General features: G+C 59.8%; 31 protein-coding genes. 14 read left to right on the top strand and 17 right to left on the bottom strand.

What is annotated here, in order from left to right:
• Nucleotides 1-14: 14 nt before the first annotated feature.
• Genes S58_RS08225 through S58_RS08185 form a run of 9 tightly spaced genes read right to left on the bottom strand, consistent with a single transcriptional unit; the run spans nucleotide 15 to nucleotide 6,639 of the window.
• Nucleotides 15-725 carry a phage baseplate assembly protein V gene (locus S58_RS08225; RefSeq protein ID WP_015664812.1) on the bottom strand — a complete coding sequence of 237 codons (711 nt, stop codon included), beginning with the start codon at nucleotides 723-725 and terminating at the stop codon, nucleotides 15-17.
• Nucleotide 726: 1 nt separating this feature from the next.
• Nucleotides 727-1,254, bottom strand: a complete 528-nt coding sequence (locus S58_RS08220; protein ID WP_015664811.1) for a hypothetical protein — start codon at nucleotides 1,252-1,254, stop codon at nucleotides 727-729.
• A gap of 1 nt (nucleotide 1,255) precedes the next feature.
• A complete protein-coding gene (locus S58_RS08215; RefSeq protein ID WP_015664810.1) occupies nucleotides 1,256-1,606 on the bottom strand; it encodes a head-tail joining protein in 351 nt (116 codons plus the stop codon).
• Entirely contained in the window at nucleotides 1,606-2,046 is a 441-nt protein-coding gene (locus S58_RS08210) for a hypothetical protein (RefSeq protein WP_015664809.1), read from the bottom strand. Before S58_RS08210 ends, S58_RS08215 begins: the two co-directional genes overlap by 1 nt.
• Before the next feature lie 3 nt (nucleotides 2,047-2,049).
• Entirely contained in the window at nucleotides 2,050-3,108 is a 1,059-nt protein-coding gene (locus tag S58_RS08205; RefSeq protein WP_015664808.1) for a major capsid protein, read from the bottom strand.
• A 38-nt stretch (nucleotides 3,109-3,146) separates the two neighbouring features.
• Nucleotides 3,147-3,509 carry a head decoration protein gene (locus S58_RS08200; protein ID WP_015664807.1) on the bottom strand — a complete coding sequence of 121 codons (363 nt, stop codon included), beginning with the start codon at nucleotides 3,507-3,509 and terminating at the stop codon, nucleotides 3,147-3,149.
• Nucleotides 3,510-3,521: 12 nt separating this feature from the next.
• Nucleotides 3,522-4,817, bottom strand: a complete 1,296-nt coding sequence (locus S58_RS08195; RefSeq protein WP_015664806.1) for a S49 family peptidase — start codon at nucleotides 4,815-4,817, stop codon at nucleotides 3,522-3,524.
• Entirely contained in the window at nucleotides 4,814-6,433 is a 1,620-nt protein-coding gene (locus tag S58_RS08190; RefSeq protein ID WP_015664805.1) for a phage portal protein, read from the bottom strand. Before S58_RS08190 ends, S58_RS08195 begins: the two co-directional genes overlap by 4 nt.
• Nucleotides 6,433-6,639: a hypothetical protein gene (locus tag S58_RS08185; RefSeq protein ID WP_015664804.1), complete on the bottom strand. Its 207-nt coding sequence runs from the start codon at nucleotides 6,637-6,639 to the stop codon at nucleotides 6,433-6,435. The genes S58_RS08190 and S58_RS08185 overlap by 1 nt, the downstream gene beginning before the upstream one ends.
• 365 nt (nucleotides 6,640-7,004) lie before the next feature.
• Between S58_RS08185 and S58_RS36245 the strand changes: the two genes are divergently transcribed.
• Nucleotides 7,005-8,228 (top strand): GcrA family cell cycle regulator, encoded by a 1,224-nt coding sequence (locus S58_RS36245; RefSeq protein ID WP_083938534.1) that lies wholly within the window; start codon nucleotides 7,005-7,007, stop codon nucleotides 8,226-8,228.
• Between the two features lie 189 nt (nucleotides 8,229-8,417).
• On the opposite strand, the gene S58_RS08180 is transcribed toward S58_RS36245, so the two are convergent.
• The 4 genes from S58_RS08180 to S58_RS08165 all read right to left on the bottom strand — a co-directional run bounded on the left by S58_RS08180 (nucleotide 8,418) and on the right by S58_RS08165 (nucleotide 11,941).
• Complete coding sequence (locus S58_RS08180; RefSeq protein ID WP_015664802.1) at nucleotides 8,418-8,648, bottom strand: hypothetical protein; 231 nt, start codon at nucleotides 8,646-8,648, stop codon at nucleotides 8,418-8,420.
• 3 nt (nucleotides 8,649-8,651) lie between these two features.
• Complete coding sequence (locus S58_RS08175; protein WP_015664801.1) at nucleotides 8,652-10,598, bottom strand: phage terminase large subunit family protein; 1,947 nt, start codon at nucleotides 10,596-10,598, stop codon at nucleotides 8,652-8,654.
• A 167-nt stretch (nucleotides 10,599-10,765) separates the two neighbouring features.
• On the bottom strand, nucleotides 10,766-11,338 hold the full coding sequence (locus S58_RS08170; protein ID WP_015664799.1) for a terminase small subunit: 573 nt from the start codon (nucleotides 11,336-11,338) through the stop codon (nucleotides 10,766-10,768).
• 3 nt (nucleotides 11,339-11,341) lie between these two features.
• Entirely contained in the window at nucleotides 11,342-11,941 is a 600-nt protein-coding gene (locus S58_RS08165; RefSeq protein ID WP_015664798.1) for a P-loop NTPase family protein, read from the bottom strand.
• A gap of 720 nt (nucleotides 11,942-12,661) precedes the next feature.
• On the opposite strand from S58_RS08165, the gene S58_RS08160 reads away from it, so the two are divergent.
• The 5 genes from S58_RS08160 to S58_RS08145 are packed head-to-tail and all read left to right on the top strand — an operon-like array spanning nucleotide 12,662 to nucleotide 14,992.
• On the top strand, nucleotides 12,662-13,393 hold the full coding sequence (locus S58_RS08160; RefSeq protein WP_244440729.1) for a hypothetical protein: 732 nt from the start codon (nucleotides 12,662-12,664) through the stop codon (nucleotides 13,391-13,393).
• A gap of 3 nt (nucleotides 13,394-13,396) precedes the next feature.
• Complete coding sequence (locus S58_RS37360; protein ID WP_015664796.1) at nucleotides 13,397-13,630, top strand: hypothetical protein; 234 nt, start codon at nucleotides 13,397-13,399, stop codon at nucleotides 13,628-13,630.
• 16 nt (nucleotides 13,631-13,646) lie between these two features.
• On the top strand, nucleotides 13,647-14,207 hold the full coding sequence (locus S58_RS08155; protein ID WP_015664795.1) for an antirestriction protein ArdA: 561 nt from the start codon (nucleotides 13,647-13,649) through the stop codon (nucleotides 14,205-14,207).
• Between the two features lie 15 nt (nucleotides 14,208-14,222).
• Nucleotides 14,223-14,729, top strand: coding sequence for a hypothetical protein (locus S58_RS08150; RefSeq protein ID WP_015664794.1), 507 nt, complete (start codon nucleotides 14,223-14,225; stop codon nucleotides 14,727-14,729).
• Nucleotides 14,726-14,992 carry a hypothetical protein gene (locus S58_RS08145; protein ID WP_015664793.1) on the top strand — a complete coding sequence of 89 codons (267 nt, stop codon included), beginning with the start codon at nucleotides 14,726-14,728 and terminating at the stop codon, nucleotides 14,990-14,992. The genes S58_RS08150 and S58_RS08145 overlap by 4 nt, the downstream gene beginning before the upstream one ends.
• A gap of 1,312 nt (nucleotides 14,993-16,304) precedes the next feature.
• On the opposite strand, the gene S58_RS08140 is transcribed toward S58_RS08145, so the two are convergent.
• The 3 genes from S58_RS08140 to S58_RS08130 all read right to left on the bottom strand — a co-directional run bounded on the left by S58_RS08140 (nucleotide 16,305) and on the right by S58_RS08130 (nucleotide 18,469).
• A complete protein-coding gene (locus S58_RS08140) occupies nucleotides 16,305-17,216 on the bottom strand; it encodes a hypothetical protein (RefSeq protein ID WP_042338979.1) in 912 nt (303 codons plus the stop codon).
• Between the two features lie 225 nt (nucleotides 17,217-17,441).
• Nucleotides 17,442-18,092, bottom strand: a complete 651-nt coding sequence (locus tag S58_RS08135; RefSeq protein WP_015664791.1) for a hypothetical protein — start codon at nucleotides 18,090-18,092, stop codon at nucleotides 17,442-17,444.
• On the bottom strand, nucleotides 18,092-18,469 hold the full coding sequence (locus tag S58_RS08130) for a hypothetical protein (protein WP_015664790.1): 378 nt from the start codon (nucleotides 18,467-18,469) through the stop codon (nucleotides 18,092-18,094). Before S58_RS08130 ends, S58_RS08135 begins: the two co-directional genes overlap by 1 nt.
• Nucleotides 18,470-18,603: 134 nt before the next feature.
• Between S58_RS08130 and S58_RS08125 the strand changes: the two genes are divergently transcribed.
• Nucleotides 18,604-19,590 (top strand): hypothetical protein, encoded by a 987-nt coding sequence (locus S58_RS08125; RefSeq protein WP_015664789.1) that lies wholly within the window; start codon nucleotides 18,604-18,606, stop codon nucleotides 19,588-19,590.
• A gap of 22 nt (nucleotides 19,591-19,612) precedes the next feature.
• Here the strand turns inward: S58_RS08125 and S58_RS35780 are convergent, their stop codons facing one another.
• On the bottom strand, nucleotides 19,613-20,467 hold the full coding sequence (locus S58_RS35780; RefSeq protein ID WP_144058281.1) for a hypothetical protein: 855 nt from the start codon (nucleotides 20,465-20,467) through the stop codon (nucleotides 19,613-19,615).
• A gap of 455 nt (nucleotides 20,468-20,922) precedes the next feature.
• On the opposite strand from S58_RS35780, the gene S58_RS08110 reads away from it, so the two are divergent.
• From S58_RS08110 to S58_RS08080, 7 genes are all read left to right on the top strand, one after another.
• A complete protein-coding gene (locus tag S58_RS08110) occupies nucleotides 20,923-21,333 on the top strand; it encodes a hypothetical protein (RefSeq protein ID WP_015664787.1) in 411 nt (136 codons plus the stop codon).
• Between the two features lie 11 nt (nucleotides 21,334-21,344).
• A complete protein-coding gene (locus S58_RS08105; RefSeq protein WP_015664786.1) occupies nucleotides 21,345-21,584 on the top strand; it encodes a hypothetical protein in 240 nt (79 codons plus the stop codon).
• A gap of 2 nt (nucleotides 21,585-21,586) precedes the next feature.
• Nucleotides 21,587-21,814 carry a hypothetical protein gene (locus S58_RS08100; RefSeq protein ID WP_015664785.1) on the top strand — a complete coding sequence of 76 codons (228 nt, stop codon included), beginning with the start codon at nucleotides 21,587-21,589 and terminating at the stop codon, nucleotides 21,812-21,814.
• A complete protein-coding gene (locus tag S58_RS08095; protein ID WP_015664784.1) occupies nucleotides 21,811-22,158 on the top strand; it encodes an HNH endonuclease signature motif containing protein in 348 nt (115 codons plus the stop codon). The genes S58_RS08100 and S58_RS08095 overlap by 4 nt, the downstream gene beginning before the upstream one ends.
• A gap of 11 nt (nucleotides 22,159-22,169) precedes the next feature.
• Nucleotides 22,170-22,652 carry a transglycosylase SLT domain-containing protein gene (locus S58_RS35775; protein WP_015664783.1) on the top strand — a complete coding sequence of 161 codons (483 nt, stop codon included), beginning with the start codon at nucleotides 22,170-22,172 and terminating at the stop codon, nucleotides 22,650-22,652.
• Between the two features lie 202 nt (nucleotides 22,653-22,854).
• The gene (locus S58_RS08085; protein ID WP_015664782.1) at nucleotides 22,855-23,253 is read left to right on the top strand and encodes a hypothetical protein; all 399 of its coding nucleotides are present in this window, start codon (nucleotides 22,855-22,857) and stop codon (nucleotides 23,251-23,253) included.
• 388 nt (nucleotides 23,254-23,641) lie between these two features.
• On the top strand, nucleotides 23,642-25,594 hold the full coding sequence (locus S58_RS08080; protein WP_042338973.1) for an AAA family ATPase: 1,953 nt from the start codon (nucleotides 23,642-23,644) through the stop codon (nucleotides 25,592-25,594).
• Nucleotides 25,595-25,642: the final 48 nt, after the last annotated feature.

Raw genomic sequence — 25,642 nt, 5'->3', positions numbered from 1 at the left:
GTTGCAGTCCCCTCTTAGCCGATCTTGGCGAACGTCTGCTTCGCCGGTCCGGCTTCAGTGACGACCTTGTCCTGCGGCGTGTCGTTCTTGTCTTCGAGCCCCAGGTACGTCTTGCCGATGGTCTTGAAAGCGCTTGCGGTGTGCAGCGACTGTTTCGTCGTCGACTCGAACTTCTCTTCCGCCTCGACTACGACGTTCTTCGCCTTCAGCGTGATCGTGCCGTCCTTCATCACGATCGAGCAGCCCGAGCCTTTGATCGTGATCGAGCCCTTGTCCTCGATCCCCTCAATAACCCACTCGCCCTTCTCGCGGTCGTACGAGATTGAGCCCTTGTTATCCTTGAAGACCTTTTTCCAGACGCCCGCCTTATCGGTCGTTTCCTTCTCGTCTTCCTGCTCTGTGTACTGGCCTGCGGGCATGACGTAGGCCGTCGAAAGCTCGCCGCCCTCCGCGAGCACAGCGACCTTTTCGCCCTCTTCCAGATAATGCGTCTCGCGGTCGCCTTTGGCACGGCCGCCGGTGGCCGGGAGCCAATCGGTCAGGATGTAATTATCTTCGTCGTTCTCGTCACCGAACTCGATGCGGTATGCGGGCGGCGAGCGCTTGTAATCAACCTTCTTCACCCGGCCGAACTTGACGACATCCTGGGCGCGCCGGTCGATGTCCGTCGCTTCCGGGTCCGAGACGCCGCCGGTGTATGCGGGATCGCGCAGGAACTTGACCATGTCACTCCCCGCGCAGGAACGCTTCGATCGCGTCCTGATCGCTGGCGCTCGCGCGAGCGCGCCAGTTGGTGCGATACCTGATGTTCCAGATCAGACCGATCGCGCCGACCGGACGCTTCACCTGCTCGGTCACCACGTCGATGTCGGATTCCATGAGCCTGATTTGCGCCGACTCGAAGCCTGGGATCATGAAGCCGTCGATCGCCGCCTCCATCGCCTCAGCCATGTCGTCGAGCGCGTCATCCACCTCGTTTCCGGCGAGCAGCATCGCTTCGGTGACCAGCGTGAGATTGCGCTCGACGTGCGTGGCGTCGCCCTCGACGCCGTAGTCCTGCGGCTTGCTGGTCTCTTCCATCCGCGCGTAGACAAGGATTGCAGGCCCGTCCTCTTTCAGCTCTTCTTCGCTGATCGGGGCAAGGCGGCTTTTGTAGACGCGCCCCTGCGCACGCGTCCTATAGCTGCCGTCGTCGAGCGCGGTCTTGAGCCGGTCAACGAACGCCGCACGAATGAGCTTCCGGGGATGCGCCATTTCAGTCGTTTGCCATCAGCAGAAGCAGGGACATGCCGGTGCCGTCCGGCCGCTTGTCCTCGATCCGGTATTCCTGGCCCTTGATGGTCAGGGTCTCACCCTTCCGGCCGCCTTTGAGCAGATCGGACGTGCGGCAAAGAAAGGTCGGGCCGGTTGACGTGATGCTTGCACCCATCTGCGCCTGAAACTCCGTGCCGCTCCAGCGGTTCGGGTTCCAGTTGCTGCCCTCGTCATCGAAGATGCCAGTAACCGGGCGGGCTTCGTCGCTGCCACGCGCCAGATACATCGCCTCGACCCCGAACTCGTCGGGGTCTAAGAAGATCAGCAGATCGTCGTCGCTCTCGACAGACATCAGATGCCCGCGTCGCGCAGCGCAAGCGCGGCGTCAATATCCGCTTCCGAGATGCTAAAGCCGACGATCTCCTCGACCGCCTTCTGCTTTGGCTTGCCTGCGCGAGCACCGGACTTCCAAAAGTCCTTCTTCTCGTCGAGCAGATCGAGCGCGTGCATAATCTCAGACACGCCATGGCTCGCGCCGTCCGCCTGTTGAGTGGGAGGGGCAACAGCAGCGGACGGCGCGTCGCCGGGGGCATCACCGGCGGTCTCGAGGCCGGGGAGGCCCCCAGCGAAATCTGTGGCGACCGCCGGGGCGGCGACGGTCTGGTCCTTCGCAAGCCGGACGCGGGACGGGCCGAGGGCCTTCGCGTCGAGCTCCGTGAAGTCGTGGATCGTCCCGGGGGGATGGTAAGTCCCCCCGCGCTTGATCGTCACCAGCCCCTCGTACAGCGGCATGGCTTACAGAACCTTCGCGCCGAGCGTGCCGTTCACGCGATAGGGCGCGATCAGCGGAGCCGACTGACCCAAGATGTAGCGGACGCTCGGGTCCTCCACCTCCCAGGACTTGACGAAGAACGCACGCGGCTGCATGCCCGCCTTCAGATCGCGGATCGCACCGTAGTGGCGGACACCCTCGATCTCACGGGAGGCCATCACGATCTCACCAGCCGGGAGCACATCCTTCTCGGTGCCATCGAGTGGGTCGATGTACTTGTCGGAATGGACCCACAGACGGTAGTCGCCGAACACCGCAACCAGACGGATGCCCGGGGTGATCAGGATCGGACCCAGCTCGGCACGCGCCGCCGAGATCGTTTCCTTGGTGTTGTCGATCTGGAGACGCATCGCCTTCGCCACGGCGTCGGTGTCCGGACCGGCCATCTTCGCGCGAATGACCTTCCACACATCGGAGGCCATGACCACGTCACGGCAAGTCAGGCCGGACTCGATGAAGATGTCCTGTCCCCACTGCTCGATGTCGTCGAGCGGGTTCACCGCGCCGATGCTCCACTTGTCGGAGCCGGTCAGGACCACGGTGGCACCGGCGGCGCGGCCGAAGTCCACCTCCTCCCGCGGATATTCGTCGCCTTCGAGGATCAGCTTGCCGGTCCGCAGAACTTCGGCCGCCATGACTTCCTGGCGACGGGTCCACATATCGAGCTGTTCCGACAGCGCGAATGCGATCGAGGCTTGCAGCCGCTGCTCAGGCGTCAGGCTGCCGCCGATCTTCTCACCGGCGCGACGCTTGAACTGCTTGTTCGGATCGAACACGCGCTTGTCCTTGACGTATGCCGGTGCGATCGAGGCGGTCTTGTAGCCCTGCTCGCGGATCACCTTGCCTGCGACGATCGGCGAGACAAGCGGCGTGATTAGACGCCGTCCCTTGACCTTGTCGAACTTGACATCCTCAGTGTCGGAGGTCTCGGTCGTGGTGAAGAAGGTGTTGAGAAAGAAGAACGCCGAAAGCGGCAGCTCCTCCACAACGCGATTCAAGGCGGTCGTCGAAAAGAGGTCCATAGTGGGGCTTCCGTTGCTATCGTGCGTGGTTGTTTCGGTTAGCCCATCGGCTTTACGAGCCAGATCGACTTCGTGCGGAAGACCGCGTCTACCGATCCGAGGGTGTGGCCGGCGCCAAGGATCAGGGCTTGCTGATCGAACTCACCGGCGATGAACACGATGGCTTCCACGTCAACGCCGGTCGCATCGACGGCGGCCGCGAGGATCGCGTCCGGCGTCTGCGAGCCATCGGTCGCGGCCTTCAGCGACTTGATGTACTTGCCATCGGCATCGATCTTGCCGAGCACGGTGGCTTCATCGAGCTTGCCCGCCCCGGCCTTCACGGTGACCTTGCGCGCACGCCAGTGACCAAGCGCCCAGGTCTTCTGGATGAACGTGCCTTCGTCCTGATACTTCGCCACTATTGCGGCTCCTTAGTTTGCGGTCGCGGCCTTGAAGGACGCGAGAATTGCATTGACGGCGGCATCGTCGCCCGTCGCCGACTCGCTGGCGCCGGCGGGCGACACGTCCGCGTTCGCCTTGGTATCTTCCTTGATGGCAGCGGCGCGCGTGGTGCGCTTGGCCTTTTCAGCAGCCACGATGATTGCTGAAAACTCGTGAGCCGAAGAGCCCGTTTCGATAGCCTTCTGCGCTTCGGCCTCGTAGCCGGGCAGCGTGAGGGCCATGATGTCGGTCACGCGCTTGCGCTCGGCAGAGCGAGCTTCTGCAGCAGGGTCCACAGTCTCGACGGTCGCGGGCTCGACGGCCTTCGGGGTTGCAACCGACGCGGCGGCTTCAGCTTCGGCCGCCAACTGCTCAGGGGTCTTGTCCATAGTCTCACTCTCCATTTGGCCGGTGGCGGCCGGGTTGAATCCGAAGGTCGCCTTCGGGCTATCGCCGCGAGCCAGGCTCGCGAGAACCTGTTCGAACGTCGCGATGCCATCGGCCATCCCGGCAGCCACCGCCGCCTGCCCGATCAGGACGTCGCCCTGCCCGAAATGTTCGAGAACGTGATCGACGCTCTTGCCGCGATAATTCGCGACCGTTTCGACGAACACGGCAGCCATGGAGTCCACGCGCGCCTGGACGCGATCGCGGCCTTCCTTGGTGTTGAGATCGACGCGCTTATACGGTGACTGCGACGACACGAACTCGTAGGTCTTGACGCCGCGCGCCGCATCCTGGCCGGAAGTGTCCCGATAGCCGGCCACGACACCGAGCGAGCCGACGCTCGCGGTCGGCCCGACGAAGAACTCGTCTGCCGCAACGGCTGTCCAAAGCGCTGCGGAGGCCGCCTGATCGCCCGCGTAAGCCACGATGGGCTTGCGGCCCCTGATGTCGTGAATCGCGCTGGCAAGCTCCGCAACGCCCGCCGCCTCTCCGCCCGGCGAATGGATGTTGAGCAGGATCGCGCGCACCGAGGCGTTGTCCATCGCGGTCTGAAGATCGCGCCGAACGGTCTCATATGCGGTCGCGCCGCAGAACGTCGTCATCAGGTTCGCGCGCTTGAACAGCGGGCCGGTCACGTCGACGATGGCGACGCCGTCACGCACCGTGGCCCGCTCGGCCCGCGCCAGCTCTTGGGCGCGGTAGGCTTCGAGCATCTGCGGATCGAGGCGATCTTCCCGCGCAGCGATATCCATCATCTGGCGCAGCGCGCCTTCGTCGATAGCCCAATTGGCGGTCAGCGCGGCGTCGAAGATGAGCGGATTGCGGACGTTGATGGTCATTTCTTCTCGGCCTTCTTCGCCTTCTTTGGTTCGTCGGCCGGCTGATCGCTCACGTCTTCCTTGACTTGCGAGCCCATGCCGGACGGCGCAAGGATCTCGGGTTCGAGCTTCGCAGCGGCGCGCGCCTTGTGTTCTTTGGCGCGTTGGGCCGTCGTTTGCTCAAAGTCATCGCCACCACGCTCGATGATCACGGCCTCGATCGTGCGAGCGCCCAGGTTCACGGCTTCCGTCTCGGCCTTCCATTCCTTGAGCGGGTCGAGGATGATCCGTGCCGGACCGATCCACTGCGCCCCGAGCCACGCGGCACGCTTGACCGGGTCCTCGAAGAAGCCGGGCGCGGTGATCAGACCGGCGTTGATCGCGTCGGTCATGAACCACTCGTAAACGGGGGCGCAGAAGTTGCGGACAAGCCACGTCCGGCGATCGCGGAAGAACATGGCCGCCATCTCCAGGGCCGCACGCGAAGCGCTGTAGCTCGCCGTGAAATGCAGCATGAGCATTTCGAACGGGATCGATAGCGCGACGCCGATCTGGCGCACGACGGACGTGAAGAACGGATCGAAGTTCGCGGTGTTGGCCGGCTGCGCGGTCTCGATGCTCTCGTTGGTCCCGATGTCAACGACCGTGCCCGGTCCCATCGTGACCTCGCCGGGGCCGAAGAAGTCGGCGCTGGTCGGATGCTGCCCAGGCGCTACGGCGGGTGCCAGGCCGTCGTCCCCATCGGTCTTCAGGAAGACGGTGAAGAACGACGACACGACCGCCTTCATCAGCTCGGCATCGGTGAAGCGGTCGAGCTGCTTCAGAAGCTCGATCACTGGCGCGAGCTGCGGAATGCCCCGATGCAGGCCGGGGCGCAGACGCTCGAAGATGTGCAAAACCATCTGCTCGCCGGACTTCGCGCCGAAGGCGGGAATCTCGCGATAGTTAGTGATGGTGAAGTTCGGGTTGTCGCCCGGATGGTCGTCGAGAACGTAGTAGGCAACCGGCGCGCCGTCGTCATCGATCTTGACGCCGTCACGCACGTAATAGTCGCCCTGCTTATCGGTCGGGGTCGCGACGCGATCCGCCTCGACCACGTTGAGCGCGAGCGGGACGATCGCATTCGGGCGCTTCGGGGTCCGACGCAGGACGAACGTGTCGCCGGACTCGAACACGGTATTGAAGACCAGCGCCTGAAGCTCATAGAAATTCTGAGCGAGCGAGATGTCGCAGAGCTTCGATTGAGCCCACAAGTCGAACAGCGTCTCGGTGTAGCGCTCCCACTTGTCGGCCGCCTCCGGGCTGATGCCGAGCAGATCGTGGTTGATCTTTGACCGGGCGCGGAGGCCCGAGCCGACGATGTTCGCCCGCGAGGTCGAGCGCGCGCCGGTCGCAATAGGATTGTTGCGGTTCAGGTCACGCGAGCGGCTGCGCAGCGCCGGCAGGTCGCCGATCGAGTCGCCATCGGCCGAACCGGCATGTGGACGCCACGCCTTCAGGGCCGCCCGGTTGCCCCTGGCACCAGCGTACTGGCCTGCAAGATTCAAGGCGATCCGCGTCTGGTAGCGCCGCGTGGCGTAGGCCGGTGCGACGCTCGCCAGAAGGCGGTCGGTAAACGATGGGGCAGCAAGCTTCATCACAGCGGGACCACCCGCTGAATCTTGATGCCGCCCGCCTTCGCCCGAGCGGCCTGCTTTTCGAGGCGCTGGGCGCGTTGATCGAGCTGGCGCAGATCGGCGCGCCAGAGCTCACGATCCTTGATCGTGTAGCGCTGACCGTTCTGCTCGACCGTGCTGATCGAGTTTAGGGTCTCTTCAAGCTGCTCTTCGACGCTCTTTGCCATGCCCCGAAACTACGGGACATGGCGGCTCGCAAAGAGATCGTTCCGATCTCCATCTGGGCGCACGAGACTCAAAGACGCTCATGGATCGGATTACAGCGCGGGCTCGGAAAGCGATCTCTTGTATTGTAGTTTGACAATCAACTTATCACCGTGCCTAGAATGACCTGACAATTGCAACCTTGAGGGATGACAAATCCCGAGGCATACCATTTTACCTTGATGATCGACTGCGCGTAAACAACTGGCGTCCCGCGTCTTTTGCGACCCGTCCTCAGGACATTTGCGTTGATTCTGCGAGATCTAGAATTGATAGTGAGGACCGCACTCACACCTTTTACGCGAATCTCAAGGGGGAGCAAAGGCGAATGGGAGTAGTGTGGACCGACGAGCGCGAAGCGCAACTTGTGAAAATGTGGCATGCAGGACTGACCACTTCGCAGATCGCAGCAGAGCTTGGGAACGTCACACGTAATGCGGTCGTTAGCAAAGCAGCCCGCCTTGGGCTTCAACGTCGTCAGGCTCCGCCGCCAGTCCCGCGTCGAGCGGGCTGGTGGAGCCGCAGATTTGGTGCAGGGGAAGTTGCCGAGCCGCCTCCAGTAGTTCCGACCTTGAGGCCCGCAGCGATAGAGCCTTTGATACGACGGGACAAACTCAGTCTCCCCACTCGACTGGTCAAAAGCGATCTCGACGAGCGAGCAATCAAAGCTGCATTGCGCGCCTTGCGCCAACAGCTAAAGGAGCTTGCGGCAGACCTCGCCCATGCGGTCAACGCTGGCCATTCTCCGAATATTGATAAGCGGGTGATTTCCTTTCTACAGAAGCTTTCCGATCGCATCCCTACAGGCCGCCCCACACAGGACGTGCTATTTCTACTCGGGCATGAGCAAGAGACGCTCGAACATTACGCAGCAACAGCAAACGACGAGTGGCCCCCACTACTTTCTGGGCGCTACCTCTCCGTTACACGCGCATTCGACCGCACGCTTCGGCAATTCCCAAAGTGGCGGCTATTCAAGCAAAATGCCTCGCGCGATCGGCTTACTAGCGAACAAACCCAACGCGCATTAGAACTTTCGGTCGATTTTTCTCACGCGCTTTGCGAGCCAGATGCGCGGGAACAAGTCGATCAGCAACTACCGGATACCCTAAATGGGTTGAGACAGCGCTTACCTTCCGGCACTACTGACGCCAGCGAGGATCTGCTAGCATTTGATATTGTCGTAAGGGGAAGCAACGAGCTAGCCGACGATTTAATAACCAGTATGGACAATGTCGTTAAGTTAATCGCGGACATCGCGCTCGCGGGCGCAAAAGCTTTGTTTGATGCTGGAGTTGCATCGAGCACTCTTGCTAGAGACGCCGCGGCCGCATTTTGGAAGACTGCTCGCCCAAGTATAGTTGACAGCGCTGGAAAGGCCGGCAAAGCAGTTGGGCCGCGGTTGATTTTGTGGTGCACGCGCATCCTGCGTGCCGCAGCTACAGTCGGAGCCGTAAAACTTACCGGATTAGCCGGCGCAATAGCGAGATTGGTTGACGTATTCCCAGATACTTTTGGTTGGATTCACCCGATCCTACGTTTCCTTCAATAACGTGAATCCCAAAATTATGCGCATCGCTGTTGTGCTCTTACATAAGATGGAAATAGATGGAAGCGATCTCCGCTCCTCGAACCTGTGCGCCACTCCATTTGCGCAGCTACTTCAATTGCAGGAAATGAGTAAACGCGTTAACGCGCTCGCTTTCGCTCCTTATGGATCGTAACATCGTCCGGCCGTACACTACCGGCGAGATGGATGCGCAGAGGCATCTTGATCACACCCGAGACGGCCGGCTTGCCACTTCTCCATGTTGTAGAAGTGGCCGGCCCCATGCTTCTCGGAGAGGCCGAGGGCATGAACAGGCTCTTGGGCCGTCAGCGGATCACCGCCGAGCTTCCACGTTTCGTCCGGCTTGGCGCGGGCATCACGAAGATCGTCGCCCCTCGTAAAGATTCCCATCTTGCCGGACATCCTTCATCTTTCAACGCCACGGCTGCGAACGCGACGGCGCCCGGGAAATGCGTGGGGGGCTGCCTGGACGGTCTCCTCGACTACCGTAATCGGCTTGGGGGCCGCATTCATCGCATTCGCCGCCGCCACACGCAGCGCCATCAACCGTCGCTCCATGTTTAAGCCAAGGGACAGCCGCGCCGCAATGTTGTAGACGCGCAGATCGAGCGGTTCGTTGCGTTGCTGGACCTTATGCCACTCCTTGACCGTGAAGCCCTTCTTGTCAGTCTTCAGAACCGCCTTTTCGCCCGTCAAACCGTCGAAATACTTCTTGTCATAGTGCTCGGCCAGGGGGAAATGACAGTATCCCGGACCCGGCTCTTTGATTTCGAGCCGCTTGTAGTGCATGTCCTTCGCCTGATCGACGCCCAGGACGAAGATCGTGACGTTCTTGGCCTTGTTAACCGTGCCCTTCACCGGCCAGATCGGACGGCCAGGGCCGCCGATGCCCTTGATGGCGTAGACGCGCCGGGCCATGCGCGTCCTCACGAAGTTGTAAACGTGCTGCGTGAAGTGACCACCCGAGTCAATGCACGACGCCTCGACACGCATCTCAACACCCGCTGGGTGCTGGAATGTCCGCAGCAATGCGCTGTCGATGACCTCCCAAAAGCCGGGCGTGTTCGGCACGCCGTAGTGGACCTGGTAATCCAGCGACCATGACTCGTCGTCGGCTCCCCACCCGCACCACTCGATCTCGGCGCGGTCATCTTGAATATCGACCGACGCGGTGATCGTCCCGACGCCAAACGGCAGCACGACAGCCGCGTCATACTCCTCGCGACGGCCATAGATGCTGTCCGGGTTCGCGCGCTCCCCACGCTCCTCCCAGGTCTCGGCAAGCCGGGTATTGACCCAGGTCTTCAGCCGCTCGGGATGCTTGCGCACGAGCACGAAGTCGCGCGCCATCTCTCCAAGCGCACGCCATGGCGAGGCGATACGGTTGAGGTGGAAGCCCGCATGGCCCTTCACCTCCGGGCGCGTGGCGATCCAGACGCCGCGCGAGATCGCCTTCAGCCGCTCGGCTTCACTCCACGCGTGGTCGCACAGCTCGCCGGTCTCGGAGTCCATGTATTCGCAGTGATATCGAGCCTCCAGCGGCTTGTCGTCGGGCCAACGGACTTGCTTCCACTGCAAATGCTGCATGTGGCCGCACTTCGGGCACGGCACGAAAAAGCGCCGTTGATCACTTTCCTCATAGGAGGACTCGATGCGCGACGCGCCCTTGATGGTCGGCGTCGAGACCAGCGCGATCTTACGATTCCAGAACGTGGTGGTGCGCTCGATCGCCAGCGATACCGGGTCGCCTTCCTTACCGGCGCTCGCCTCATAGCGATCGACCTCGTCGCAGAGCAGGATGCGGATCGGACGCGACGCAAGCGACGCGGGCGAGTTCGCGCCCGCCATCGTGATATGGCCGCCTGAATACTTCTTGTGGAGGATGGTGTCTTCGGAATCGCGCGCAGCGTTGCCGAGCTTCGCGGAGAGCTCGGGCGTGTCACGGATCATCGGTGCGAGACGATCCTTCGAATATGCTTCCGCCATCTGCAACGTTGGTTGCAGGATCAGCATCGGGCACGGGTCGAGGTGGACGTGATAGCCCGCGACGTTGTTAATGACCTCCGTCTTCACCGTCTGCGCGGCGACCATGCACGTCACGATCTCGATGTCGGGATCGGCGAACGCGTCCATGATGCCACGCGACGGCTCGACGCGGGCCGTTGACCACTTGCCGGGCTCGGACGACGCTTCAGGCGAGAGCACGCGGTATTCGTCCGCCCATTCTGAGACGGTCAGGTCCGGCGGCGGGCTGAAGCTCTGCGCAATGATCTGGCGCACCTGGGCGCGAAGCCCCGCTTCATACGCGGCATCGGCACCGTACTCGGCCAAGACGGCAATGGCGTCAGACATCGGCCTTGCGCTTGTATTCAAAACAGCGCTGCCGCGCGTCGGTGCGCTCGCCGCAATGGATGGACTCCGGGCGGCGACACACTCCGATCCAGTCGTCCTGCTTCTCCCAGCCGGTGCAGACCTCACAACTATTCGGCGGCCACCGCATCCAAGAAGGCTTGAACTCGCTACTCGTCATCGGTGGTCACTTCTGGTTCGTCTTGCGGCTCGGCATGCGGCTCTTCTTCGAGCGGCACATCGGCGTAAGACTTGATTTCGTTGAGAGCTTCGAGGATCAGCCGCTCGACCTCGTTCACGAGAGTCTTCGTCCCTTCGGGCGAGCCGACTTCGAGCTGGATCGCAGGCCGTAGCTTTGACGGGATGCCGAGCAGCCGAGCGCGAGCGTTCGCGATCTCGTTGCTCAGCACCTTCACGATCATGTCGATCGGCCGGACCAGGCCCATCTCCTGGGCTAGCTCAAGCTCGGACAGCTTCGCCTTCGCGATCTCGTTGCGGAGCCGCGCCTTGTCCATGGTGATGTCTTCACCCGCGTCATGCAGCGTCGCGGCCGTCTTCGCCTTGGCCTCCCCGCGCGCGCGAGCGAGCAGCCACTTCACGCATTCTGCCGTGTCATATTCGAATTGCTTGCCACGGCTGCCCTGGGACTTCACCGGCATGCCGTCTTCCGTCCACGCGCTGATGGTCGGAAGCGAGTAGCCGAGAATGTCCGCCAGTTCTTGACGATTGACGATCGTGCCCATGCGTTACCGCACCGGCTGTGTCTGCATCGGGGGCAAGCCGGGCCCAACGCCCTTCGCAATGAGGTCGCGGACCACGGTGTCGATCTGCCGCTCGGTCGAGGCGAGGTCGCCGTCATAGTTCATGATGGCGAGATCCGCCCTCACCGCGGCCTGGGCGCGCTCGGTGCGGTGATCCTGGGGCTGCTGGCCAGGCCGGACCACCTCGACCACGACGCCGCCCTGCTCGCCGATCCAAACGCCTTCATTGGCATGCCGGACATCCTCGACGACGACACGGGTCGGGCTATTGGCCTGAAGCTTGTCCGCCTCCGCACCGATCCAGAAGCCCTCGCCCATGGAGTCGCGGCCCGAGCCTCCAAGCCATTCCATGGCGTGCCGGGGCGTTTGCCCGCCCAGCCAACGGCTGGGCTTTCCCTTCAGGTCGCCGTCGACCATGCGGTCGATCGTCGCCGGATCACAGCCGCGATAGGCCAGATAGGCGCGCAGCATGTCCTTCAGCGCGCCAGCGAACCGGCCGCGCACGAAGCCGTGTTGCTCAATGAGATACCGAGCCGCAGTGGTCTTGCCGGACCCGATCAATCCCTTGATGCCGATGACGATCATGACGCGATGCTCCGTTGGGGGCATACGGTCTCAGACCAGAAACCTTCCTTCGAGGTTGTTTTAGTATCCGTCTCGTCGCGGCGGACAAAAAACTGGCGACTTGGACTTTTATCCGCCGGAAAGTCGTAAAAATGGAAGGTCGGCAGCGCGCCGGTGGATCCTACTGACGACGACGCCCCAGGAACAACAACCGCCTTTTGAAACTTTGCACCTAGAGGTGTGTCGAGGTCGCGCGTCACCCGCCCTGGGGGCCGCCCTGGAAGGACCCAAATACCCTCTCTGCACCGCTCAAAAGAACAATCTTCTCTTAAGTACCAACCAAAAAGGACAAATCTACTGTCCGGACGTAAGAAGCGATGAAATCGCCGCTACCACCGGTTGCGGATCGTCGCCAATCGGGCTGTTGAAAAGCCGATGATAGACTCCAGATTATGACGCTCGTCCAATGACTTAGCTCATTACGGCGACAGCAAAGCGCGACGCTAGCGCGCCAAAGATCGCGAGGCGCTAAACGCGCAGCAAATCATCCATAACCTACTGATTATCATACGCTTTTTTTGCCCGCGCGCTCGCTTTATGGGTGCCCTTGCCCTCGTAATCCGGTCCAAGGCCGGTAGCGGCCGTTTTTGTCCCTTAACTCCGTTTGACGGTCCGCTGAATTGTATGGCCAATGACGGACAACGGCGGGACAGTCCCGCCAAGCCAACGGACGGAAGCCTAATGCTCGATTCAGCGCTCTTGAACGAATACCGCAGAATGCGCCTCGCTTATCCGACTCGTGATTGCGGCTTCGCGCTGCATTGGGCGCGCGCCAATGTCGCCAGCGGCAAGGCATGGGGAATTGGCTATCCCTCTTTCATCCCCGCCGCGACCATTGGCGCGCCTTTCAAGGTTGGCGGGGATTTCTGCCGCTGGATTGAGACTCCCGACCAATACGGACTCCGCTTTGTCGGCTTCGCTGACAACATCGCGCCGCGTTCAGTCCGTCATACGGGATGGTTTCTTGATGACGAAGGCATGGGCGAAAAGGCGCGCGGTGTTGTGTTCCGCCTGCCCTCCCGCAACGGCCGCGCGCTGCTAGTGGCTGGCATCGCGGACCCGTACAACAATGGTCCCGCCATTGTGTCGTTTGAGGCGACAGAAGACGAAACCACGGCCGCGATTTGGGCGGACCATCTGGCGGACCGTTACGCGGCTGCCGAACGCGACTATCAGCGCGTCACTAGCGCGCGCGCTCGTTTCGACGAATTGGCGGACCATATCAGCGGCGAGCGTAAGCAATGCCTCGCTTTGATCGCAGAACTAAAGCCCCGTATGCGCTCGTTTGGTCCCGCAACGTGCAAAGCGTTGCGCGGTGCGGTTGCTGATTTGCTCGAAAGCATCGGGCAAGCACGGCAAGAGCGCGCTGGCATTTTCGACGCGTTCGGCTCGCATCCGGCATGGGAGTCCTAAGCCATGCCTAACACTCGCTTTAACGTCACGGTCCGCCGTCTTTCCACGGGCACAGACTGGCACATTACGCTGTTTGCAGCCGACGCGGAAAAGGCATGCGAGCGCGCAACCAACCGCGCGCGCCTCGCCTGCAAGCTGACACGCGCAAAAATCACGGAACTACACGGCAAGGGACTCGCGGTGTTTCGCGTCGTCTCTTGCGAGGTTTCGCCTGATCAATCCCGCCCGATTTTTTGAAATAAGGACTCCACCAATGCGATTCTATGCCGCTTGCCTCGCCTCCTATAACAACGGCCGCTTGCATGGCGTTTGGGTTGATGCGTCGGACGATATCGACGCAATGCAGGATGCAATTAACGCCATGTTGCGCGCCTCGCCTTTCCCAAATGTCAAAGTGAAGCATCCCGAAACAGGCGAATTTGTTCTGAGCGCTGAAGAATGGGCGATTCATGATCATGAGGGATTCGGCAAGCTAGAGGAATACACGGGACTCGCCGAAATCGCGGAAATCTTCGCAATCAATGAAGTTGCCGAAGAACACGACATTCCGCTTGCCGTTCTTCGCGAGGCAATGAGCGACGCGAACGCAAGCGACGCGGAAAGCTTCATATCAGACCGCTATCGCGGAAAATACGATACTTGGCGCGACTTCGCAGAGCAGTTCACAGAAGAAACTCAAGATATGCGCGCCATTCCCGAATGGCTGCAAGCGCATATCGATTGGGACAGCATCGCGCGCGAATTTGAAACTTGCGGCGACCTCAGCGGAATCCGCAATGACGGCGGCGACCTTTACATTTTTTGGAACCACTAATTAGGACGTGGACCGATGCCAGAATTTGTCTTGAACGTGAACGACTACCGCGCCTTTCAGAAGCTTGACGCGTTCACGCGCGGATATATTGAAGCGCTCTTCTTTACGGATGAGGAGCAGCTTTGTGACGAAAGCGACCGCGACATGCCGTCCGTCGCTATCGACACCGCGACCATGGAGCCGCGGTTTGTTGGCGGGGATTCACCAGGCTTTGATGATTTAGCGCCCGAAACGCTCGCCGCAATCATTGCCGATTGCGAGGCTTTCCAGCGCGTGCACGCTGATTTGTTAGACGCCGCTTATGAACATGGCGGGGAACGTGGCAGCTATGACTCCGAGCGCGCGGGTAACGACTTTTGGTATTCGCGCAACGGTCACGGTGTCGGCTTTTGGGACCGTGGACTCGGCGATATCGGCGACGCTTTGAGCAACGCTTGCGGCTGGAAAAGCCGCGCTAGCGCGCATCCTTTCCCCGAACGCGACTCCTACATTGGCGACGATGGAAAGGTGTATCTGGCATGATCAGCTTTCGGATCAATGGTGCAGGCTTCAAGGGCTGCACCGTACCCGCCAAAGAAGCCGGTTTGGTCGGCTTCTATGACACGGGAATCCCGTATCGCCCCGATAACGACGCGGTCCGCGCTGCTCTGCCGTATCGCTGGAGGAAGGCGTTCGATCGTGCGGGTAGTGCATGGTGGTTCGATGGTGACAACGCGCATGTCTGCATTCGAGACAGGCACGGCCGTAACCTGACGATCATTTACGCGCATGGCGTGAAAGGCTGAACCATGGGACTGTCACACCGCAAGCTTTGCGAGCGCGCGCGCGAGAAATGGGATGCGGCGTCTAAGGCGCTCTGCGATTGGGCCATTGCGAACGGCTACGGCAACGTTCGCCGCTCGGATTTAGAGACTGCCCTAGCCAATGAGCCGGAAGGCTTGCGGCTGCTATCGGCTGATACCCAAACGAGCGCGGCACTTCGGAAGGCTGAAGACGACGCGGTGTCAGCCGGTCGCGCGTGGCGCGGAACGTTCGGCATGATCTTTTGGTACTCGCCTAGCGAAGCCCGAAGGTTTGCCGCAAGCCGACGCAAACATGGCTCGCACGATCCTAACTCGGCTTTATGGCGGGTAGCGCAAGCTTACCCGCCTTAAGGCGTTGGGAAGGCCGCACGGCGCGGCCTAGTCGAGAGGACACCGGAATGAAGCATCTCGTTTGCGCGGCATTGGTCGCGCTCGCCTGTCCCGCCTATGCGGCACCGTCCGAAGATATCGGGACCACGTTTTGCGTTTGGGGAAAGCCTGCTTACCTGCTTTCTCGCATGCCAGCGGTTCGCGCGGGATTTGACGCGCTCTTAGTCCGCCGTCCGGACGAACAAGCCCCGTTCTTTGTCATGCTCAAACGCGGACTCCCGCTATCAGCCGCATGCAGGATCTAGCTAGCGAATAGGAAGAACGGCCGCGCCTCGATTGTGCGGCCGTTTCGCTATGCGCCTTTGGGCGATCGATAGGAGGGAATCAGCCGATGACGCGCGGCCATAGCGGCGCGCGCGACGGTCCGCCGTGCGGTTTGCGGCGCGATCGAACGCGCGCGCGTGTTCGTAAGGCTGTGACAAGGCGTCGCACCATGGCGACTAATCAGCAACCGCTAGGGCGCTGTGACGCTGTCCCGCGCGAGATTTGCGACCACGGGCAGGAAGTCATTAGGAGGCCGCTGGCGCGTGTCCCGTTGCGGGGTCCGTAGTAGCGGCCGTTTGTCGGGACCGCGCTAGGCGGCGCGCGCTGGCGCGGCGCGAGGCGTCCAAAGCGCCCATGGTCCGACGACCCCTTGGACGTGTAAGAAGGATTTTTCAGCCCGATCCGGCCGTAGTAATGTTGCCGGGCATGTGCCAGCGATCGAAGTTGCCGGATCGAGGAATCGGGGGAGTCGATCTCCCGCGAGAAGCACCTGCGAAAAAAATTTTTCCCCGCGCGAGAACGCTTCTAAGTGGATCCCGCGCGGTTCACGCGAAACGATGTCGCGCAACGGAGGGGGCGGCGAACTTTTTCGGTGAGCGCGCGTCAGCCTTTCCAAGAAGTGTGCCGGGCCAATGTCTCTTCAGTACTTGTTTCTTGTCTGTGAGACATTTCTTGTGAAAAACCTATGAAGCCGAATTGGCAGCGAGCCCGGCTTTTGTTGCCAAGCACTCCCGAGCGCCTGAGCGGCCTCCAATGTGTAGACTTGACACACAGCAGTTACAAACGCTAGCGCAACGGCGCCTAGCCCCCAGGGTAAGTGGCTGACATAGTCGATGAAGATTATCAACTTGGCCCTTGCATCGCGAAACAAGGTTACTTGGTAAAAACTCAGCGCGTCTGCAACAAGTAGACCACCGAATGCCGCCAAGAATTTAATTAGACTCCAGATCGCAATTTTTTCAAACTGCCAAACGTATCGCGGCGTCGCTGCGCACCCAGATAGACCTGATAGAATATAGTTCATCAATTGAGGCCCTACGGTGACTATAAGGAATATGGCAACAGCGCCGATTTCGGCGCGAGTGTCCGTTAGATACTCCCTCACCTTTAGATGGACATAGCGTACCGTCCAAGGTTCACCGTCGGCTAATCTGCGCCCGAGATCCGCAAGTTTCTGCTCAAGCTGCCTTCTTCTTTTGAACTCATCGTCAACCGGCTGCCCCGCCAAGCGCATCTGCTCCTGGGAGTCATACTTGTTTTTTTCTATGTCAGGAAGCTGTTTTATTTCTACCATTGTCGCATTATACTGCGCTCCTAACTCATCATCGAATGGCTGCTGCAAAATATCGAGATGAAAAGCCAACTGGAGACACCACCACAGTAAGAAGACAAGCGAAAACGCATACCAAATAACATTTATTTCAGCGACACAACCCTTTCTACGTAAGATGATCAGCGAGAACACGAGGACCGACAACACTGCTGCGGACGCAAGCAGCGTCACCATCAATTGCGTGATAGACTCTCCGAGAGATGGTATGTGTGCTTCCATGCTTCCCACCCACTTCGGCAATCTTAACCTTTGTTGTGGGGACGGCACAATGTTTTCGAAGGCACTCGGCAGGGCCGACAACCTGTTGGGCAAAATCGCTCCTACGGATTGGCCAGGCCTTCGCCTACTTTTGGATGAAGCCAAAGGTCGGACACGGCTTGCGCCGATCCGATGTTTGGTGTGGTTTTGACTTCTTCCTCTGAAGAGCCTTGCCAGCTCCCGTCGCTAGCGCTTCGATGCGCCGAGGATTGCGCGGAAGAAGTGACGCGGGAAGCGTGCCTGGACAACGCCGGACACGGTGCCCCTGAAGTCCCACACCTTCGCGACCTTCGCTTCGTTCTGGAGCACGGCCAGGGTCTGGAGCGGCTTCTTTGCGCTCCCCTTGCGGCGGACGATGAACACTTTCCCGTCCTTGCCTTTCACCTGAAACGTTTTCCTCTTCTGCCCATCCATGCGCTTCAACTGGCGGCGCACCACCGTATGGATCGGCGCGCTCGCGATCGAGCCATAGGGCTTGATCAGAATGCCGCCGGTGGCGAGTCGTCCGGTTGATGGGTCTCGCCTGCTGCGGATCAACAGCTTGTTGTCGGGGTGCTTGTCCGCGCCAGCGCCGACAACATGGCGCTCTATGTACTTGTCGATCGAGCCGACGACGGCGGTGAGCTTATTGCCGTTGGCAGGCCGGATGCGGATGCCCGTGAGAATCCAGTTGCGGCGAAGCACGAAGAGGCCGGGCACTTCGGCCTTCAAGGCAGCCTGGGCGTCCTTCGCGGTGAACGTGAGGGCCTTCGCCGTTGCCGTGTTGACGCTGCTCGTGCGCAACTGCTCGATGCGCTTGCGCCACTCCGCGTCGTCGAGCTTCAGTGTGAGCTGCATCAGATGTGGTCCCGCACGATCTGCTCGACCGTGTCGGCCATCTCTTCAGGGGTGTCAGCCTTCAGCGTGACGATAGTGAAGCCGAGCGCGATCAGCTTCTTGTGCCGATCCTTCTGCGCCTTCGAGCGCGAGCCGGTGGGTGTCTTCAGCTCGAACGACAGCAGACGGCCGCCGAACATGTAGACCCGCACGTCGGCCTCACCGGCGGTCATGCCGGTGACCTTGGCCTCCATACGTTCGCGACGGCCGCGCTTCGCGCGGTTCATGTCACCGGCGCATGTGAAGGGCAAGCCACGGTCCTCCAGGTCGTGGAGGCGGGCAATGACGGCTGCCTGATAGCGCCACTCGGGGATGCTGTTGACGATACGGGTTTCCATCGCCCGAGCATCGCGCAGATCATCGGACCGGACGAGATCAATCCGGCAACCGTCCACACTTGACCTGACAACTACCTAACCGTGCGCTATCGTTGGAAATCACTGCGGATTTTGGGAGAAGGAATTATTGGCCGATGCGAGATCTATCGAAAATTGTGGATCAACTTGAGAAATTGACAATTAGCGAGTCGAACACCCTCGCTGCGATGCTTCGATCGCAATTGGAGAAACCTCGTAAACCGAGTCCTTTGCTTACTCGCTACGAAGGCGAAGTTTGCGACGCGATGGTCAAACGTCTCGAAGAGCGCGAAGGTCGCACGCGTGACAATCTTCGCTGGCCTGAAACGGAAAATCACAAGCATCCCGTCGATCTAGCATTCACGCTGGGCGATCAGTTATATGCCCTCGAACATACTGTCGTCGAGCCTTTCGACGGCCATATACGCATGGAAGCCCAGACCGAGACGCTATTTGCGCCAATATCAAATGCGCTAAAGGACTCCCTCGGAACCGACGCCCTTTTTCAATTGAACATGCCGATCAATACGCTCGATGGTCTCAAACCCGCTGAGCTGGCGCGTGTTCAACAGTCTATTGTCACTTGGGTGAAAGAGACCGCGCCGACCATCCCGAAACCAACATTTCCCGATCATAGTGGGAATATCGCGGGTCCTACGAAACCGACCGGCGTACCATGTGATGTAGTATTGATCCGGTACGAGCCACCCATATTCCCGGGCAAATACTTCGAGATTAGACATTTGGTAGACGACATGGAGAAGCGTCGCGCGGCGCGCATGCAAGTCGCCATCGATAAGAAGTTCCCCAAACTGGCCGCCTGGAAGGCCAATGAAGGCGCGAAAACCATCTTAGTACTGGAGCAGAACGACATTCAGATCACGAATATCAACCTCATCACGGATACATATCTGCCGCTGGTAAAGGAGAGGACCGACCGCCCTGACGAAACCTATCTCGTCGCGTCCTGTCTGGGCCCTCCAGCATGGTGGATGTATCCGGTTCTAATTGGAGACCGATCTTATTATGACATCATGCAGACTGACGAGACTAGCTATTGGGAATTTGATCCATCCAGCCTTATCTCGCTGACAAAGCGATAGGCATCACAATCGGAGAGAGATTTCACTCGACCGCGACCAGCCGACCGTTCGGCAGCACCACGGGCTCCCCGTGCGCCGGATCGAACAGGCGGACGCCCATGCGACCGCGCGATGCCGTGCGACACTCGACCACGATCACCTGCCCGACGCTCTCCAGGGTCGCCACGATGTCGTTCAGCACCGGGCGCTTCAGCCGGTTGCCGAAGTTGAAGCTGATGTCGGAAACCGTGATGCCATTCTTCCCCGCTCCGCGGACATACGCCAGGACGCGATCTTGATGGCTCAGGTTCTTCGAGACCCGCTTGGCCTGGCTGTCCACCACGGGAGCCGGAAGGGCATCAGGGCCGCCCAGGGCGAGCGCTGGGTGCCGTTGCGCGATCAGGGGCATGATGTCCGCCTGATCGAGCCACAGCGCCTCACGGAGCCCCGCTAGGTGCGTCCCGTGGACGGCCAAGAAGCGACGGCAGAGCTTCATGATCCGATCGCTCTGTCCCGCGATGCCGTCCGACAGCTCGGCACGCAGCTCGGGGCGATCCCTCCAGTCGCTCGGCATGTCCCGGCGCATCTCCTTCACCGACAGGAAGATCGGATGCGCTTCGGTGAGGAGCCCGACAAGCCGGAGGTCGAGCTTCGGTCCCACCGGGATCACGCCGCTCGGCCGACCACGGAGCCGCTTGGCCGACACCGGCAGGACGCGGACATGGCCGAGCCGCCTCGAGACGAAGACCAGCCGTTTGCGGTGCAGATACCGAGCTGCCTTCTCGGCCCGATCTGGTGAGACCCGCAGGGCCGCGCCGAAGGCGCTCAACGTCATCCCCTCCGCTGGCAACGCCATGCCGCCCATCGCGGTCACCCACAGCGCCGTCTCGTCCTTCAATTTCATCCGTTCTTATGTCCGTCGCGGAGGGGTTTCCGGGGTTTCGGGTTTCTACGTTATAACTCCACCCTTATTGAGACTTCAACGGATATAAGTAAGTTACAAGAATACTAGATTCTTACATCATGAACCCGAAACCTCAAAAACCCCTTTTCTGCGACCCCTATAGCGGAAGGTTTCGCCGGAAACCCCCGAGGTTTTCCGCGAAACCTATTCCTATAATTTGCGACTTTTGGCATTTCCTATAACGGACCTTTTGAAGGTCACCCGGAACGCCCTCCCCCGTTTTATCCACGGCTTGACGTTGCTACATCCATCACAAAGTTCTTTCCTGACGGATATAACGGATATACGTCTTGGCAGTGGAAGCCGCCGACTCGGTGGCAGGTAGGGACACCACCCAAACATCGCTGGTCTGGAAGCGCGCCTTCTGCGCGAACGGGAGAACTTTGCCTATGACCTATCCGACTACGCCTGGATCGAAGGGCGGCGGGGCATCCAAGGATGCCGGGAAGAAGATCGCCGGGCGCGCCAAGATGCTACGCGCCTCGATCGAGAACCTGATGCTCTCCGGCTATAGGATGACCGCTGATGAGATCGCCGATCGATTGCGCGAGACGCCCTTCGCGATCCACCCCCGCTGCACGGAGCTGGTCAAGTCCGGTGTGCTGGTCAAGACCAAGGATCGCCGTCCGAACGCCAGCGGCATGGCAGCTCACCTTCTGCGCCACAAGGATCGCGAGACCGAGGTGGCTCTGCCCGCCGTCGAGCCAGGTCTGAAGCCCTCCAAGTCCGCCACGCGGGGAGTCAGCCGCATCAAGCGTGCTCCCGCTGTCCACGCCGATCAGAACGTCTTGTTCGGTTGAGGGTGGCACCGATGAAACTGAGTGACTTCGCCGCCGTCGCGGAGCTGATCAAGGAACGCGCCTACCTGTCCAGCCTCGCCTCCGTTACGCGTGGCTCCCGCCCCCGCGTCAGGATCGAGAGCAACGACATTCGGCCCGATCTTACGGAGCGCATGCTGCCCGACATGAGGCTGGTCTTCGAGCAGCAGATCGCGGTCGTGGACGAGAAGCTGGCCGCCCTGGGCGTCACCAGCAATCGGGAAGCCGCCTGATCATGCGCGTGCTCACCAACGTAGACGTGAAGATCGTTCCACGGCTGGCCGTTAACGGCCATCCCTTCACCGAACTGCTCCATACGTGGACCGAAGACGGCCTGCCCCGCATGGCGCTCTCGCGCGTCAACCACGCGACGGCCGATACGCCGGGCAATCGCGCCTACCACATTCAGGTGTTCAAGCAACGGCAGGCGCGGCAGGAGGCGCATTTGGGGTTATCCAAATGAGCACGCGCCGCGAACGCATCCGAGACAAGGTGATGTCTCGCCTCGAGGTCGTTCAAGGGACGGTGCTCGATACACCCTGCCACATCTGGACGGGGCCTACGTCGGGGAGCAACGGGCGGGGAAAAGACTATCCGAGGATGTGTCTCGATGGCGGCACCATGGCCGTCCATATCGTGATGTACGTCATCGAGCATGGTCCCATCCCTCCCCGCAAGCAACTCGATCATCGCTGCCGGACACGCCGCTGCGTGAACCCGGATCATCTGGAAATGGTGACGCACAAGCAAAATCAGCGTCGCCGCGACGAGGCCCGTCGCTTCGCTTGCGAAGAGATCGCGGCTTAGGAGAACTGGGAATGAAGCGCCTTATCAGCGCGCTCGCTGCCGCGAGCGTGATCGCCACCACCATGCCTGCATTCGCCGGGTCTGGACTGCACGAGTTGATCAATTCCGCCGCAGACCAGCACGGGCTCGCGCCCAGCCTCGTGCATGCTGTCATCCGCGTGGAGAGCAACTATAACTGCCGCCTCACTGGCCGCGCCGGTGAGCGCGGGATCATGCAGGTCAAGCCGGCCACCGCGCGGTCCGTTGGCGTCACAGGGGATCTGTACGATTGCAGCACCGGCCTGCGCGCGGGGCTTCGCTATCTAAGGATCGCTATCAGTCGTGGCGGCGTTGGGTGCGCCGGCATCAGCCTCTACCAGCGCGGCGTCTATGGGCGGCCGGTCTGCACTGCCTATGGTCGCAAGGTTCTGCGTGCGGCCAACCTGCGTTCGAGTGGTGCAGCGGAGACTGGAAGGCAACCCGAACAGCCGCGGCTGCATTCCACCCCTCGTTGACCCTCACGTGGGCTGCACTGTGAGGCACCCGAGTTGCGCCGACACGTTTCCATAACCTTCCCAACCAATTCCGTGGGTTTCTAATTGACGGGCAGTCGTTCGACGGAAATACATCACGGTATTATTATACTTCGACAATCATCTGGGGCATTGGCCACCGTGGGCACGCCGACCGAAAGTCGGCTCAAGGAGACGATCTAAAGTGACTAGCAAGGGCGACGCACTGGCCTTGGCCATTGCGCTTAGTAGTTCTGAAGAGACGTTGCTGGGGCCGACAGACAGTCAGATTTGCGCCACCGCACTACGCCACTATGCGAGAGAGGGGAGCCGGTCGAGGCTTCTCCACCTTACACAGCTTATTGCCCTGGTCTGCGCCGTGTTGATGGGAGCGTCCGCCCTCACTTATGAAGCGCCGGTGATTTCGGCCGTGAAAGGCACTTCTACGTCAAAGGCGATTGCCTTTGAAAATGCTGCGCCCATCCCGCACTTGTGGCTCGATGCGCCCGGGCCAACCGAGGCCGGGAGGCTTACTTTCGACGGCCTGCCGAGCAGTATTGAGGTCCAGTCCGCCGTAGCGGCCGCGACCGATGAAGACGGCTGATCCTACTCCACAAGGTACTTGAGAGCCCGCCTCAGCGGGCTTCTCTTCTCAGCGCATACAGATCGGGCGCCACCGGACCCTCAGGAGCGTGTTTACTATGAGACCCTCGTTCGCTGACCTACCCCTACCTTCAGAGCAACGCGGACGTCGCCGGACTTGCCAATGGCTGAAGGAGGCAGCGAATGACCCAAGGCCGGCCTTTGCGACTGAGTCACCGGCGTCTAAATTCAGCCCCCCCCAGCGGACATCGGCCACGCCTCCCCAACCAAGGGAGTCCGAATAGTTGGAGCTGTTGACTACCAATCTCCGCTCTTGCCGCCGGAGTTTCATTGCTTCAATATCACAACATATAGTGGTATAATAGTGAAGTTTTGGGGAGGCGCGTCAAATGCCCACCTATCCGGGCGTCAATTCCAACTTTGAACTGAGCGCATTCACCCTAGCAGAACGCCAGATCATAATGAGACTGGCGGGCCACTTTTACATCACACGTGCCGCCGCGCCGACGCAGGTCGGAAATAGCAACTACCGAGCCTTCCTCATGAGACCCGCCCAGGGCGTCTCCGCCGCGTTGAATGTGGAACGTGAGATTGTGGTTCTGTTCGCCGATTACGAGACCTTTGAAGCCCGAACGTTACGCGCGTTTGACCTAACGTGCGACCAGTTTGATGATGTCCGGGTCGACCGCTCTTTCCGATTTCTCATCAGCCGTGACCGCGACATAGAGAACAGCATTAGGCACTATCTCCTTCAAGACATCGAATACCCCGTCGTCATCCCATACCGTTACGACGATTTTCATTCCGCAACTGACGACTTTCTATTCAACGCAATTCGGCGAAACTATCTCATCCGAGATTTATTCGGATATCAATCCCCGCTCAAGCACGAGTATTTTTTCTTCGGACGAAAGGCTATCGTCGACAATGTGATCGATTTACACAAGTCTGGACAAAACAGCGCGCTCTTTGGCTTAAGAAAGAGCGGCAAGACTTCAACGATCTACGCCATTCAAAGGCGATCGGGAGCATCTAGTTGCCAGACCATCGTGATCGATTGCCAGGACCCAGCGGTTCATGCAAAGCGCTATGGAGCACTGCTCGAACAAATTGTGGCAGACGTACGCCAGCAGCTCAACCTCAAGAAGATAAATATCTCGTTGGGCAACACACCCGACCAAATCTCTGCAGGGTTCCAACGCCACCTGAATGACGCGCTGAATGCTGCGGGAAACGACGTACTTCTCATTTTTGATGAGATAGAAAATATCTCACCGAAGACAGCCGCGTCCGCGCATTGGCGAACGGAAGAAGATGCGTTGCTTTTTTGGCAAATAGCCAGATCGTTCTTCCAGAACGCAAAAAAAAGAAAGATGACATTTTGCTTCGTCGGCACCAACCCGCACCTATTCGAATTGCCCAAGCTCAATGGAATAGCAAACCCGGTCTACCTGTTCGCACCAAAGACGTTTATTCCCATGCTCACTCAAGCAGACACGAGGGAAATGATAACGCGACTCGGCTACTTTATGGGATTGGATTTTGATGCGAGCGTTCTCTCGCATATTTATCAGCGATTTGGAGGTCATCCCTTTTTTACACGCCAATTATGCAGCCAAATCCACAAGAGGACACCAACAAGCCGACCACGAACGGTTTCGATCGTTGCATGCAATGAGGCCGAGCAAGAAGCCGGCTCAGACCTTCAGAATTATATGAAGGAGATTCTGAGCAATCTGAATGCGTTTTACCCGGACGAGTATGCAATGCTTGAATACCTCGCGCGCGGCGAGGTCTCCACCTTCAAGGAAATGGTGGGATACTCCCCCGAATACGTCGAACATCTGATCGGCTACGGACTGGTTATTCGACGCCAAGACGACTATGAATTTGCATTCGACGCCGTTGCTGACACCGTTCGAAAGAGTCTAAACCATGCAAACTCTGCGACTCGTGAGCAGAAATGGGCGTATATAAGTAAACGTCGAAACAACCTCGAGCAAGAGATCAGAAGCTGGCTCTACCGTTGGGCTGAGAAGCTAGAGCCTAGCGAATGGACAAAAAGTGTGGAGGCATGCCTCTCAGAAGACAGGCAAATCAAACTTGGTTCGCTAAATAGACGGCAAGCCTTTTCAAGGAACAACAGCCCGCTATATCTAATTGAGCTGCTAAAGTTTGTACGACGTAGTCAGCACGATCGATCTACCCAGATTTCAGACGCCTTAAACGCCGTCAATAACTATAGGATAGACGCGCACGCAAAGGATATGCCCGAGGTCGACTATCAACGTTTAGTCGAGGCATTCGATTTGCTGGAGGACATTTTCCTGCCGCCACCTTGACGTTCCATACGGGCTCTGTATGTCGCCACTATCTACCGCATCGCGCTC

Origin of the sequence: Bradyrhizobium oligotrophicum S58 (genome assembly GCF_000344805.1) — a bacterium.
Lineage (GTDB): Bacteria > Pseudomonadota > Alphaproteobacteria > Rhizobiales > Xanthobacteraceae > Bradyrhizobium > Bradyrhizobium oligotrophicum.
Note: the sequence above shows the minus strand (reverse complement) of the source record. Positions and strands in the feature narration are given on the sequence as shown.